The organism is Klebsiella variicola (assembly GCF_000828055.2).
Taxonomy (GTDB): domain Bacteria; phylum Pseudomonadota; class Gammaproteobacteria; order Enterobacterales; family Enterobacteriaceae; genus Klebsiella; species Klebsiella variicola.
In genome coordinates this window covers 341,621-355,729 of record NZ_CP010523.2, presented here as the reverse complement: position 1 = coordinate 355,729, position 14,109 = coordinate 341,621, and the positions used below count along the sequence as shown (strand labels likewise).

Below are 14,109 nucleotides of genomic sequence, written 5' to 3'. Positions count from 1 at the left end.
TTGGCCCGGATACCTGTTCACAAATTAAACGAGACTTTTTTTCCAGTCGGCAACGTGACATTTATACTGAGTTCTCCCCCCAATGCCGCAATGTAGCGTTTTAGGGTCGAAAGCCGCGGATCGTTATCAGCCTGTTCCATTTTAGCGATCGTTGGCTGCTTTACCCCCATAGCCGCAGCCATCTCTGTTTGCGACATTTGCAACTCTTCTCGAAGCAAGTTTAAAGCGACAGACTGGCGTATCTCTGCCGCTTTCGCTGCAATACGCTGCTGGCTTTCAGGACTCTGTTTCGCCATGAGTTCTTTTAGCGTGGCCATTATCGCTCCTTAGTCAGGTGTTGGCTGAATTCTCTGTCAGCCAGAGTAATCATCTCTTTGTAAAAACGTTTCTCATTCATGCCATCCTTATTGCCCGCACATAAAACGATAGCTTTCCGCAGAGGATCAAAAGCAAAAAAGGCGCGGATGGGGAGCCCATGATGCTGAACCCGGAGTTCTTTCATATTCTGAAACGTTGAATCTTTCACCGTATCAACATACGGGCGCCCAAGCTGCGGACCAAACTCAGACAAGATGAGCATCGTGGCCAACATATCCTCTTTTAAAGCTCTACTTTGTAATTCGAACCAGGCATCAAACGTATCCGTCGTTTCTACATCCCACATAGGCGATCCCTCATAGCCTAAAGGCTATCATCCATATTATAGCCATTAGGCTATGAACGTAAACTTATTGAGCATTTATCGTACTGCTGGCGAATTCACGTCAATAGTATATTCCCGCAATAGCCTGAATCCTCCCGGCACTTTTCCGAATAAAACGTTCTCCGCACAGACAGAAACGGGGCCAAATGGCCCCGTTGAGTTGCATTGACTGGCTTACAGCCTTACCGGGTCGATATGCCAGATATATTTCGCGTACTCCTGGATCGTCCGGTCAGAGGAGAAGTAGCCCATGTTGGCAATATTCAGCATCGCTTTATAGGCCCACTCTTCCGGATGTTGATACAGCTCGTCGACGCGATCCTGACAGTCCACATAGCTGCGATAGTCCGCCAGCACCTGGTAGTGGTCGCCAAAGTTAATCAGCGAATCCAGCAGGTCGCGGTAGCGCCCCGGTTCCGCCGGGCTGAACACGCCGGTACCGATCTGCGTCAGCGCCTGGTGAAGCTCTTCATCCTGCTCGTAGTATTCGCGTGGTTTATAGCCGCTGCGACGTAGCTCCTCCACCTCTTCCGCGGTGTTGCCGAAGATAAAGATATTCTCTTCGCCCACGTGCTCCTGCATCTCCACGTTCGCCCCGTCGAGGGTGCCGATAGTCAGCGCTCCGTTAAGGGCAAACTTCATATTGCTGGTGCCGGAAGCTTCAGTGCCTGCGAGGGAGATCTGTTCCGACAGGTCTGCCGCCGGAATAATCAGCTGCGCCAGGCTGACGCTGTAGTTGGGGATAAAGACCACCTTCAGCTTGTCGCCAATCTGCGGATCGTTATTGATCACCGCGGCCACATCGTTGATCAGGTGAATAATATGCTTGGCCATGTAGTAAGCCGAGGCCGCCTTACCGGCGAAAATGTTCACTCGCGGCACCCACTCCGCCTGCGGATCGGCTTTGATCCGGTTATAGCGGGTAATGACGTGCAGCACATTCATCAGCTGGCGTTTGTACTCATGGATGCGTTTGATCTGCACATCAAACAACGCCTTCGGATTCACCACCACATTAAGCTGCTGCGCAATATAGCTGGCCAGCCGCTGTTTGTTTTCCAGTTTAGCCTGACGCACCGCCTGATTGACCGTCGGATAGTCGATATGCTGCTTCAGCTCGTCAAGCTGGCTCAGATCGGTCCGCCAGGTGCGGCCGATATGCTCATCCAACACTTTCGACAACGGCGGGTTGGCCAGCGCCAGCCAGCGGCGCGGCGTGACGCCGTTGGTGACGTTGGTAAAGCGCATCGGGAAGATTTTAGCGAATTCGGCAAACAGCGACTCCACCATCAGCCGCGAATGCAGCTCCGACACGCCGTTGACCTTGTGGCTGACCACCACCGCCAGCCAGGCCATCCGCACGCGACGGCCGTTGGACTCGTCGATAATCGAGGTTCGGCTGAGCAGCGCGGTATCATTGGGATACTGCTCCTGCAGGGTCTTGAGGAAGTAATCGTTAATCTCGAAGATAATCTGCAGATGGCGCGGCAGAATTTTGCCCAGCATATCCACCGGCCAGGTCTCAAGCGCCTCGCTCATCAGCGTATGGTTGGTATAGGAGAAGACCTGACAGGTCACCTCGAACGCCTCGTCCCAGCTGAATTTATGTTCGTCGATAAGCAGGCGCATCAGCTCCGGTATTGACAGCACCGGGTGGGTGTCATTGAGGTGAATGGCAATCTTGTCCGCCAGGTTGTCAAAGGTCTTATGCAACATGTAATGGCGGCTCAAAATATCCTGTACCGTCGCCGACACGAGGAAATACTCCTGGCGCAGACGCAGCTCGCGTCCGGAGTAGGTCGAGTCATCCGGATAGAGCACGCGGGAGACGTTTTCGGAGTGGTTTTTATCCTCTACCGCAGCGAAGTAGTCGCCCTGGTTGAATTTACCAAGGTTAATTTCGCTACTGGCCTGCGCGCTCCACAGACGCAGCGTGTTGGTGGCATCGGTGTCAAAGCCGGGGATGATCTGGTCGTAGGCTTCCGCAATAATCTCTTCCGTCTCAATCCAGCGGGTTTTCTTTCCTTCCTGCTGAATGCGGCCGCCGAAACGCACTTTGTAGCGGGTGTTGTGGCGCTCAAACTCCCACGGGTTACCGTACTCCAGCCAGTAGTCAGGGGACTCTTTTTGTCGGCCATCGACGATATTCTGTTTAAACATCCCGTAGTCGTAGCGGATCCCGTAACCGCGTCCCGGCAGACCCAGCGCCGCCAGGGAATCCAGGAAGCAGGCCGCCAGACGGCCCAGACCGCCGTTGCCAAGACCGGGGTCATTCTCTTCATCGATCAGCTCTTCCAGATCGAGCCCCATCTCCGCCAGTGCGCTGCTCACATCGTCATAAATGCCTAGCGACAGCAGCGCGTTAGAGAGGGTACGGCCAATCAGGAACTCCATCGACAGATAGTAAACCTGGCGCACTTCCTGCGAAAGCTGCGCGCGGTTGGAGCGCAGCCAGCGCTCCACCATGCGATCGCGAACGGCAAACAGCGTGGCGTTAAGCCATTCATGCTTGTTGGCGATGGCCGGATCTTTACCGATGATAAACATCAGCTTATAGGCAATAGAGTGCTTTAACGCCTCAACGCTCAGCGTCGGTGATGCATAGCTAAAGGGTACATTCATAACAATGACTCCAGTGGTTACATCAAGCGTTGATAAAGTTCGCGATAGGAGTTCGCGGCAACCTGCCAGCTAAAATCCATATTCATCGCCTGACGCTGCACATAGCGCCAGAGCGACGGGCGCGACCAGAGAACAAAGGCGCGACGGATAGCGCGCAGCAATGACAGCGCATTGCTGTCCTCAAAGACAAACCCTGTCGCCAGACCATCGGCAAGGTTCTCCAGCGAACTGTCAGAGACCGTGTCCGCCAGCCCCCCGGTGCGGCGCACCAGCGGCAGCGTGCCGTACTTCAGACCATACAGCTGAGTTAAGCCGCACGGTTCAAAGCGGCTCGGCACCAGAATGACGTCGGCGCCGCCCATAATGCGATGGGAGAAGGCCTCATGGTAGCCAATCTGCACCCCCACTTTGCCCGGATGTTCGGCGGCGGCGGCGAGGAAACCTTCCTGCAGCACCGGATCGCCGGCGCCCAGCAGCGCCAGCTGGCCGCCCTGCTCAAGCAGACCCGGCAGCGCTTCGAGCACCAGATCCAGCCCTTTCTGGCTGGTCAGGCGGCTGACCACGGCAAACAGCGGCGCTTTGTCATCGACCTTCAGGCCCATCGCAATCTGCAGCTGACGCTTGTTCTCCGCCTTCTCCTCCAGCGTGTCGCGATCGTAGCGCATCGGCAGCAGCAGATCGTTTTGCGGACTCCAGATACCGTCGTCAACGCCGTTGAGGATCCCCGACAGCCGTCCTTCATGATGGCGCTGGCGCAGCAGCCCTTCCATGCCGTAGGCGTATTGCGGTTCGGTGATCTCGCGCGCGTAGGTCGGGCTTACCGCCGTAATATGGTCGGCGTAGTAAAGACCGGCCTTCAGAAACGAGATCTGACCGTTAAACTCGAGGCCATGCATGTTGTAAAACGACCACGGCAGCTCGATATCATTCATATGCCAGGAGTAAAACATCCCCTGGTAGGCCAGGTTGTGCACGGTAAAGACCGATTTAGCCGGGCGTCCGCGCGCCGCCAGGTAGGCCGGCGTCAGGCCGGCGTGCCAGTCATGGGCATGCACCACATCCGGGCGCCAGAACGGATCCAGTCCGCTAGCCATTTCGCTTCCCACCCAGCCCAGCAGCGCAAAGCGCAGGACGTTGTCGGTATAAGCGTGCTGGTTGGTATCGTGGTATGGGCTCCCCGGCCGGTCATAGAGATGCGGGGCATCTATCAGGTAGATCCCCACGCCGTTAAAGTGGCCGTACAGCAGCGTGATCCGCCCGGCGAAGGTATCGCGGCGGGTTACCACCTGGGCATCCACCACGCCGCGGCGGATATCGGGAAACGCCGGCAACAGCACGCGGGTGTCGATACCCTCCGCAATTTGCGCCGCCGGCAGTGCGCCGATGACGTCCGCCAGACCGCCCGTCTTTAACAGCGGGAACATCTCAGAACATACATGTAAGACCTGCATTAGCGCTCCTGTTTGTGCCCCAATTTCCGCAGCATGTCGCGGGTCACCAGCACGATACCTTCCTCTGAGCGATAGAAGCGGCGTGCATCCTCTTCCGCGTTCTCACCAATCACCATACCTTCCGGGATGACGCAGGCGCGGTCAATCACGCAGCGACGCAGGCGGCATGAGCGCCCCACCCAGACATCTGGCAACAAGACTGCCGAATCAATGTTACAGAATGAGTTCACCCGCACGCGCGGGAACAGCACCGACTGCACCACCACCGACCCGGAGATAATGCAGCCGCCGGAAACCAGCGAGTTCAGGGTCATGCCGTGGCTACCGGAGCGGTCCTGGACGAACTTCGCCGGCGGCAGCGATTCCATATGGGTGCGGATCGGCCAGTTCTGGTCGTACATATCCAGTTCCGGCGTGACTGATGCCAGATCGAGGTTGGCCTTCCAGTAGGCCTCCAGCGTTCCCACATCGCGCCAGTACGGCTCAGCGTTCGGGTCAGACTGCACGCAGGAGAGCGGGAAAGGATGTGCATAAGCCATGCCAGCTTCGGTGATCTTCGGAATGATATCTTTGCCGAAATCGTGGCTGGAGTTTTCGTTGCGATCGTCTTCTTCCAGCAGCTCATAAAGATAGGCGGCGTCAAAGATATAAATGCCCATACTGGCCAGTGATTTGGTCGGGTCGGTTGGCATCGCCGGCGGGTTAGCGGGTTTCTCGACGAACTCAATGATTTTTTCGTTTTCATCGACCGCCATGACGCCGAAGGCGGATGCCTCTTCAATGGGCACCGGCATGCAGGCCACGGTGCAACGCGCCCCTTTTTCGACATGGTCGATCAGCATGCGCGAGTAATCCTGCTTATAAATATGATCGCCCGCGAGGATCACCACGTACTCCGCTTTGTAGCGGCGGATGATGTCCAGGTTCTGCGTCACTGCGTCCGCCGTGCCGCGATACCAGTTTTCGCCGTGCACGCGCTGCTGGGCTGGCAGCAGATCGACAAACTCATTCATCTCTTCGCTGAAGAACGACCAGCCGCGCTGGATGTGCTGCACCAGCGTGTGCGACTGATACTGGGTGATGACGCCGATACGGCGGATCCCTGAGTTAATGCAGTTAGATAATGCGAAATCGATAATACGGAACTTGCCGCCGAAGTGAACGGCAGGTTTCGCACGCTTAATGGTGAGATCCTTGAGCCGGGTGCCACGCCCGCCCGCGAGGATCAACGCCACGGATTTGATGGGTAATTGACGCGCCAGCATCAGCGGATCGTTTTTTTCAAGCCTAACCATGATTAACTCCTTTTTACACCCCAGCTTTCCTTCTCATCCCGCCGCGCCGCCGCCACGAGTTCAACCGGAAGCTTCAGGGATTACGACCTTTGAAATACGCACACTCCGTGCGCGGGCCCATGCCAGACAGCCATGATGACCGGATTATCCTCTCCGGCGAAGGGAGGAACGGCGCGCCATTCCCCCTCAGGTAAAACCATATCGACCACCTCTGCGGTGGCGTTCAGCGTGAGCAGCCAGCGATCAGACAACTGGATCTGCATACACGCTGCGCCCTGCTGCCACTCCCCGGCAGTCAGCGGCTGGGCGTTGCAATTAAGCCAGCGGACATTGCCATCGCCCTCCTGCCACCAGCGGTTGCGGGTGAGCGCTGGAATGCGACGGCGCAGGTGGATCAGCGCCGCGGTAAACGCGGTTAATCCCGGGTTCGCCTGACGCCAGTCCAGCCAGGTCAACGCGTTATCCTGGCAGTAGGCATTATTGTTGCCGTGCTGGCTGTGGCCCTGCTCATCGCCCGCCAGCAGCATTGGCGTCCCCTGAGCCAGCAGCAGCGTCGTCAATAGCGCATGCACGCTGGCGCGCCGCCGTTCAATCACCGCAAGATTGGCGTCTAATCCCTCTATACCATGATTGTTGCTGTAGTTATTGTTAGTCCCATCGCGATTCTCCTCCCCGTTTGCCTCATTGTGTTTCTGATTGAAACAGACGCAGTCGCGGAGCGTGAAGCCATCGTGGGCCGTCACCAGGTTCACCGTCGCCGATGGCCGTTTGCCATCGCGAGCAAAGAGATCGCTGGAGGCCGCGAAGCGTTGCGCAAAGTCACCGAGGGAGACGTTTTGCTGCAGCCAGAAACGACGGGAAATATCGCGAAAATGGTCATTCCATTCGGCGAACAGCGGTGGGAAATTAGCCACCTGATAGCCGCCCGGGCCGATATCCCAGGGTTCCGCAATCAGTTTCACCTGCGACAGCACGCTGTCGCGGCGGATAGCCTCGAACAGCGGCGCATCCTGGCGGAATTCCGGCGTCCGCCCCATCACTGAGGCGAGGTCGAAGCGAAAGCCGTCGACATGGCACTCATCCACCCAGAAGCGCAAACACTGGCGCGCCCATTCCACCACCCCGGGGTGGCTGAGATTGAGCGTATTACCGCAGCCGGTCCAGTTGTGATAATCGCCATCCTCCCTTACCCAATAATAGCTACGGTTGTCGATTCCGCGCAGGGAGACGGTGGGCCCTTCGAGATCAATTTCCGCGCTATGGTTGAGCACGATATCCAGAATCACCTCGATGCCGGCGGCATGAAGCGCCTTAACCGCATCACGAAACTCATCGAGGGCACGCGCGGGATCGCTGGCATAGCGCGGATCCAGCGCGAACCATGCCAGCGGGTTGTAGCCCCAGTAGTTGCTCAAGCCCATCCGCTGCAGTCGCGGCTCGCTGGCGAACTGCGCTACCGGCAACAGCTCGAGGGCGCTGATGCCCAGCGATTTGAAGTAAGCGATCATCACCGGGTGGCCCAGCGCCTTATAAGTTCCGCGAATGGCTTCCGGCAGCTGCGGGTGCAGCAGGGTGAGTCCTTTCACGTGCGCTTCATAAATCACCGTTTCCCCCCACGGGGTACGCGGCGGCTTATCGCCCCGCCAGTCGTAATGCAGATCCACCACTTGCGATTTTGGCGCGATTGCGGCGCTGTCGCGATGATCCGGCTCCCACATTCCACCATGCAGGCGTTCGTCATCCGGCAGATCGCCCTCGACCCGATACGCGCAGGGATCGAGCAGCAGCTTCGCCGGGTTAAAGCGGTGCCCCTGCGCCGGGTCCCAGGGACCATGCACCCGATAGCCGTAGCGCAGGCCCGGCCCGGCAGCGTCCAGCCAGCCGTGCCAGATGTCGCCGCTGCGCGCCGGGAGATCGACGCGTTGCTCGTTACCCTGCTCGTCGAATACGCACAGCTCCACCCGCTCGGCATGGGCGGAGAAGAGGGCGAAATTCACGCCCTTGCCGTCATAGCTGGCGCCCAACGGCGCAGGTTTGCCTGCCGCAAGTGAGGTCATTGCGCCTCCCGGACCAGCCAGATCGTCGCCAGCGGAGGCAGGGTCAACGATAGCGAATGTTCGCGGCCATGGCTGGCGATCGCGTCGCTCTCCACCACACCGCCGTTACCCTGGTTGCTGCCGTGATAGTGCATGGAGTCGGTATTCAACGCCTCGCGCCAGCGTCCCGGCTGGTTAATGCCGAAGCGGTAGTCATGGCGCGGCACCGGCGTGAAGTTGCTGGCGACGATAATCTCATTCCCGGCCCGGTCGCGGCGCACAAAGACAAACACCGAACGCTCATGGTCATCGACCACCAGCCATTCGAAACCGTAGGGGTCGAAATCCAGCTCGTGCAGCGCTTTATGGTGACGGTAGGTATGGTTCAGGTCGCGCACCAGTCGCTGGACGCCGTGGTGCCAGTTGTCGCCGCCCTCCAGCAGATGCCAGTCGAGGCTGCCGTCGTGGTTCCACTCGCGGCCTTGAGCGAACTCATTGCCCATAAACAGCAGTTTTTTACCCGGGAAGGCGAACAGCCAGCCGTAGTAGGCGCGCAGGTTGGCAAACTTCTGCCAAGCATCCCCCGGCATGCGGTCGAGAATCGATTTTTTGCCGTGCACCACTTCATCGTGGGAGAGCGGCAGCACAAAATTTTCGGTGTAGTTGTAGAGCATGCCGAAGGTCATTTTGTCATGATGGTAGCGGCGATGCACCGGATCGAGCTTCATGTAATCCAGGGTGTCGTGCATCCAGCCGAGGTTCCATTTGAACCAGAAACCGAGGCCGCCGCCGGCTGGCGGACGGGTCACCCCGGCAAAATCGGTGGACTCTTCCGCCATCGTCACCGCGCCCGGCGTCTGTTCGCCGAGGATGCGGTTGGTGCTGCGCAGAAACTCAATAGCTTCCAGATTTTCCCGGCCGCCGTATTCGTTGGGGATCCACTCACCTGCCTTGCGGCTGTAATCGCGATAGATCATTGAGGCCACCGCGTCGACCCGCAGGGCATCAATACCGAAGCGCTCGATCCAGTACAGCGCGTTACCGACGAGGAAGTTGCTGACTTCGCGGCGACCATAGTTGTAGATCAGGGTATTCCAGTCCTGGTGATATCCCTCGCGTGGATCGCTGTGCTCATACAGCGAAGTACCGTCAAACGAGGCAAGGGCAAAATCATCCGCCGGGAAGTGGCCGGGCACCCAGTCAAGAATGACGTTCAGCCCGGCGGCGTGCGCGGCGTTGATAAAGTAACGGAAATCGTCGCGGGTGCCGAAACGGCGGGTCGGCGCATAGAGCCCGGTGGGTTGATAGCCCCAGCTGCCGTCGAACGGGTGCTCGTTAACCGGCAGCAGTTCGAGATGGGTGAAGCCCATCCATTTCGCGTAGGGCACCAGCTGGTCGGCCAGCTCGCGGTAGCTCAGCCAGAAATTATTATCGGTATGACGGCGCCAGGAGCCGAGATGCACTTCATAGATAGAGATCGGGGCATCAAACTGGTTCGCCGCTTTGCGGTCCGCCGGCTGTTCCACTTTGGGCGGCAGGTCGCAGATAAGCGAGGCGCTTTCCGGACGCATTTGCGACTCAAAGGCGTAAGGGTCGGCTTTGACCCGCAGATGGCCGTGGGCGTCAATCAGTTCGAATTTATACAGCTGGCCATTATGCGCGCCGGGAACGAACAGCTCCCAGATCCCGGACTCTTTGCGGAATCGCATCGGGTGGCGTCTGCCATCCCAGTAGTTAAACTGCCCCACCACCGACACGCGGCGGGCATTCGGCGCCCACACCGAGAAACGGGTACCGGTGACGCCGTCCATGGTGGCAGCGTGCGCGCCCAGCGTTTCGTAAGGGCGCAGGTGGGTCCCTTCGGACAGCAGCCAGACATCAAGATCCTGCAACAGCGGACCAAAGCGATAAGGGTCATCAATCAGATTCTGCTGCCCGTGCCAGGTGACGGCCAGCTGATAGCGAAAGGCGTTTTTGCGACGTGGCAGGACGCCGCTGAAGAAACCACGCGAGTCGAGGCATTCGAGCTTGCCGACTTTGCGTCCGGTTTTCGGTTCAATAACCCACACGTCGGTGGCATCGGGTAATAATGCGCGCACTTCCAGCCCGGCGTCAGTTCGGTGCATGCCGAGCACGGAAAAGGGATCCGCGAAATGACCGGCGATTAGCGCATTAATCACGTCTCTATCAATATGATTAGACATGCTTTCATCCTGTTGTAAGTGTCGCTCATTCCTGTAACTGGCGACTTTTTTTGACCTGAACGGCGCAGTGCTCTCAGCATCCTCCTGCTCCGTCCCACCTTCAGGTAAGGAATTCCTTACTTAAAGCATAGCCAAGGCTGAGTTACCTCCGTGGGGAAAAATCTAACATCCGCGTTTACTCCTTGTATTACGCAAAAAAAAAGGGGGCTTGAAGACCCCCTTTATGTTCATCCTGCGCTTACGCCAGCTGGCGAAGCATCCGGCGCAGCGGCTCCGCAGCGCCCCACAACAGCTGGTCGCCAACGGTAAAGGCCGACAGATACTCCGGCCCCATATTCAGTTTACGCAGGCGCCCGACCGGGGTGGTCAGGGTGCCCGTCACCGCGGCTGGGGTCAGCTCGCGCATGGTAATCTCACGATCGTTCGGTACCACTTTGGCCCACGGGTTGTGCGCGGCCAGCAGCTCCTCAACGGTCGGGATAGACACATCTTTCTTCAGCTTGATGGTGAACGCCTGGCTGTGGCAGCGCAGCGCGCCAACGCGGACGCACAGGCCGTCTACCGGGATAACGGACGAGGTGGCGAGGATCTTGTTGGTCTCCGCCTGGCCTTTCCACTCTTCGCGGCTCTGGCCGTTATCCAGCTGTTTGTCGATCCACGGGATCAGGCTGCCCGCCAGCGGTACGCCGAAGTTATCCACCGGCAGCTCGCCGCTGCGGGTCAGCGACGTCACTTTGCGCTCGATATCCAGAATGGCGGAAGCCGGATCCGCCAGCTCTGCCGCAACATGGTTGTGCAGCTGACCCATCTGGCTCAGCAGCTCGCGCATATGACGCGCGCCGCCGCCGGAAGCCGCCTGGTACGTTGCCACGCTGACCCACTCCACCAGATCCTGGGCAAACAGGCCGCCGAGGGACATCAGCATCAGGCTAACGGTACAGTTGCCGCCGACAAAGGTTTTGACGCCATTATTCAGGCCGGCGGTGATCACGTCCTGGTTAACCGGGTCGAGGATAATGATCGCATCGTCCTTCATGCGCAGCGAAGAGGCGGCGTCAATCCAGTAACCCTGCCAGCCGCTTTCGCGCAGCTTCGGGTAAATCTCGTTGGTGTAATCGCCGCCCTGGCACGTGACAATAATGTCCAGTGCCTTCAGCGCGTCCAGATCGAACGCATCCTGAAGCGTGCCACCGGTGCTACCGCCGAATGACGGCGCTGGCTGTCCCAGCTGGGAGGTAGAGAAGAACACCGGGCGAATGGCGTCGAAATCGCGCTCTTCAACCATGCGTTGCATGAGAACAGAGCCGACCATTCCGCGCCAGCCGATAAAACCAACATTTTTCATAACGTATTCCTGCGAGGTGTGTGCTGTTTGTGCCTGGCCAGTTTCCAACTGGATTATCCCTCACCTTACAAAATGCAGCTAAAGTCGCAAGTGAAATTAATCAATGATTGCTGAACAATCAGAAAAGCAACTTATCCTGCACATTGTCCACCGTCGCTGGTCGTCGTCAAAAACGCAACGATTATCGGGGAAATCCCCTGCGCAATGGAATATTTTCCGTTGCTATTTTATTGATCCTGATTATGGATTGAGCGCGAAATCAGGTGATTTACCGCTTGCCAAATAAACGCATCAAACCCAGGCACAGCAAGGGCTGACGAGGGATACGAGTATCGTCGTAGCGCTAATAAGGGCGAATAGCAGGCAAGGAAAAGGGGGAAAAAGGGCGGCTTATTACAAAGAAGCCAGGGTAAGCAGCGTTACCCTGGCTTTTTATACCCCGCGAGCGGGAGGTGAGCGGGCTTAGCTCAGCAGCTGGAAAGCGATCATACCGACAATCGCCCCGGTGGTACCCAGGATGGTTTCCATCATGGTCCAGGTTTTCAGCGTCTGGGCTTCCGTCGCACCGGTAAATTTACCGAACAGCCAGAAGCCGGCATCGTTCACGTGGCTCACCACAATCGAGCCGCCGGCGATACAGATAGACAACGCTGCCATCTGCGCGCCGCTGTAGTTCAGTTGCTCAATGACCGGCATCACCAGGCCAACCGCCGTCAGACAAGCAACGGTGGCAGAGCCCTGAATGATACGGACGGCAGCCGCCAACACGAAGCAGGTAATCGCAATCGGCAGACCCAGGCCTGTCAGCGCTTCGCCGAGCGCCGGGCCGACGCCGGAGTCAACCAGCACCTGCTTGAAGACGCCGCCGGCGCCGATCACCAGCAGGATAATCCCCGCCGGCTGCAGCGCGTGGCCACAGATCTCCATCACGCGGTCTTTCGCCATCCCCTGGCGCATCGCCAGGCCGTAGATCGCGACCAGGCAGGCAACCAGGATCGCGGTGAACGGATGGCCGATAAACTCGAACCATTCGTAGGCAGTGGAACCCACCGGCACAAAGCGCGCGGCGATGGTTTTTAGACCCACCAGCACCAGCGGCAGCAGGATCAGCGACAGGCTAAAGCCGAAGGAGGGCATTTTTCCTTCGCCGAGATGCGGTTCGCTGATATCGTCAGGAATATGCAGCTCAACGTAGCGGCTAATGAAGTTACCCCACAACGGACCGGCGATAATCATCCCCGGGATCGCGGCGCACAGGCCAATCAGGATCATCCAGCCAAAGTCGGCGTGCATTTGCGACGCCAGCAGCATCGGCGCCGGCCCGGGAAGCAGGAACGCGGCGGCGGCGGCCACCCCGGCAAACAGCGGGATCACCAGCTTCACGAGGTTAGTGCCGGTATGGCGCGCCATCGAGAAAGCGACGCTGATCAGCAGGACAATGGCCACTTCGAAGAACAGCGGCAGCGCGCAGATAAGACCGGCAAGACCAATCGCATAGTGCGCGCGGTTGTGGCCGAAGGATTTGAGCATCTTGACGGCAATCTGATCGACCGCCCCCGTTTCATGCAGGATCTTACCGAACATCGCGCCGAGCGCGACGACGATCGCCAGGAAGCCCAGCGTACCGCCCATCCCTTTCTCCATCGTCGCCGCGATTTTATCCAGCGGCATGCCGGAGAAAAGACCTGCACCAATAGAAACCACCATCAAAGCCACGAAGGCGTGCATCCGCGCTTTCATGACTAAAAACAGCAGCAGCAATACCGAGCCGACTGCTGTTAAAACAAGCGTTAAAGTACTCACTAGTGACTGCCTTTGTTGATCACCTCGATGGTGCTGGCCACCACGCCTTCCAGCGGCTGGTCGATATCGACGATAAGCACATCGCTCTCGTCGGCGCCTGGTTCCTGCAGCGTTTCAAACTGCGTCACCAACATTTGGGTTTTGAAGAAGTGTCCTTTGCGTGCCTTCAGACGGTTTTCGATCACGTCGAAATCGCCTTTCAGATAGATGAAGGAGAGGTTCGGGTTGCCCTTGCGCAGAATGTCGCGATAGCTCTTCTTCAGCGCCGAGCAGACGATCAGCGACACCTTGTTGGTACGCTGCATAGCAAACGCGGCGTCATTCAGCGCCTGCAGCCACGGCGTGCGGTCATCATCGTTCAGCGGCTCACCGGAGGCCATCTTGGTGATGTTGCTGCGCGGATGCAAAAAGTCGCCGTCGAGAAACGCGGCATGCAGTTGATGCGCCACTTCGCTGGCGACAGCGGATTTCCCGCTGCCGGAAACGCCCATCAGAACATAGACGTGGTGATCATGATTAGTCGTGCTCAAAGCATCCTCCCACCGGACAGGTACGCCGCGCCATGGCTGACTCATCCAGCGCGAAGGCGGCGTATCGGTTAATTGTTACGGGTAACTGTTATCGGTAACATTGTCATGCCGGACCTGTGG

10 protein-coding genes and 1 pseudogene are annotated in these 14,109 nt (G+C 58.1%); 1 reads left to right on the top strand and 10 read right to left on the bottom strand.

Annotated elements, in window-relative coordinates; translation table 11 throughout:
• Positions 1–17: 17 nt before the first annotated feature.
• The 8 genes from SP68_RS01590 to asd all read right to left on the bottom strand — a co-directional run bounded on the left by SP68_RS01590 (position 18) and on the right by asd (position 11,656).
• The gene (locus SP68_RS01590; RefSeq protein WP_008806992.1) at positions 18–317 is read right to left on the bottom strand and encodes a helix-turn-helix domain-containing protein; all 300 of its coding nucleotides are present in this window, start codon (positions 315–317) and stop codon (positions 18–20) included.
• Entirely contained in the window at positions 317–664 is a 348-nt protein-coding gene (locus SP68_RS01585; RefSeq protein WP_008806991.1) for a type II toxin-antitoxin system RelE/ParE family toxin, read from the bottom strand. The genes SP68_RS01590 and SP68_RS01585 overlap by 1 nt, the downstream gene beginning before the upstream one ends.
• A gap of 213 nt (positions 665–877) precedes the next feature.
• The gene (glgP, locus tag SP68_RS01580; RefSeq protein ID WP_008806990.1) at positions 878–3,325 is read right to left on the bottom strand and encodes a glycogen phosphorylase; all 2,448 of its coding nucleotides are present in this window, start codon (positions 3,323–3,325) and stop codon (positions 878–880) included.
• Positions 3,326–3,342: 17 nt separating this feature from the next.
• Complete coding sequence (gene glgA / locus SP68_RS01575; protein ID WP_004202133.1) at positions 3,343–4,776, bottom strand: glycogen synthase GlgA; 1,434 nt, start codon at positions 4,774–4,776, stop codon at positions 3,343–3,345.
• Positions 4,776–6,071, bottom strand: coding sequence for a glucose-1-phosphate adenylyltransferase (gene glgC, locus SP68_RS01570; protein ID WP_008806989.1), 1,296 nt, complete (start codon positions 6,069–6,071; stop codon positions 4,776–4,778). The genes glgA and glgC overlap by 1 nt, the downstream gene beginning before the upstream one ends.
• 80 nt (positions 6,072–6,151) lie before the next feature.
• Positions 6,152–8,128, bottom strand: a complete 1,977-nt coding sequence (glgX, locus tag SP68_RS01565) for a glycogen debranching protein GlgX (RefSeq protein WP_040968928.1) — start codon at positions 8,126–8,128, stop codon at positions 6,152–6,154.
• Complete coding sequence (gene glgB / locus SP68_RS01560; protein WP_008806987.1) at positions 8,125–10,311, bottom strand: 1,4-alpha-glucan branching enzyme; 2,187 nt, start codon at positions 10,309–10,311, stop codon at positions 8,125–8,127. Before glgB ends, glgX begins: the two co-directional genes overlap by 4 nt.
• Before the next feature lie 238 nt (positions 10,312–10,549).
• Complete coding sequence (gene asd, locus SP68_RS01555; RefSeq protein WP_012967126.1) at positions 10,550–11,656, bottom strand: aspartate-semialdehyde dehydrogenase; 1,107 nt, start codon at positions 11,654–11,656, stop codon at positions 10,550–10,552.
• Between the two features lie 103 nt (positions 11,657–11,759).
• Here asd and SP68_RS28785 point away from each other — a divergent pair.
• Positions 11,760–12,122 (top strand): annotated as a pseudogene (locus SP68_RS28785) (hypothetical protein).
• On the opposite strand, the gene gntU reads toward SP68_RS28785, so the two are convergent.
• Both gntU and gntK read right to left on the bottom strand, forming a co-directional pair.
• Positions 12,119–13,459, bottom strand: coding sequence for a gluconate transporter (gene gntU / locus SP68_RS01550; RefSeq protein WP_008806984.1), 1,341 nt, complete (start codon positions 13,457–13,459; stop codon positions 12,119–12,121). The pseudogene SP68_RS28785 and the gene gntU sit on opposite strands and share 4 nt — an antisense overlap.
• Entirely contained in the window at positions 13,459–13,989 is a 531-nt protein-coding gene (gene gntK / locus SP68_RS01545) for a gluconokinase (RefSeq protein WP_012540395.1), read from the bottom strand. Before gntK ends, gntU begins: the two co-directional genes overlap by 1 nt.
• Positions 13,990–14,109 lie beyond the last annotated feature (120 nt).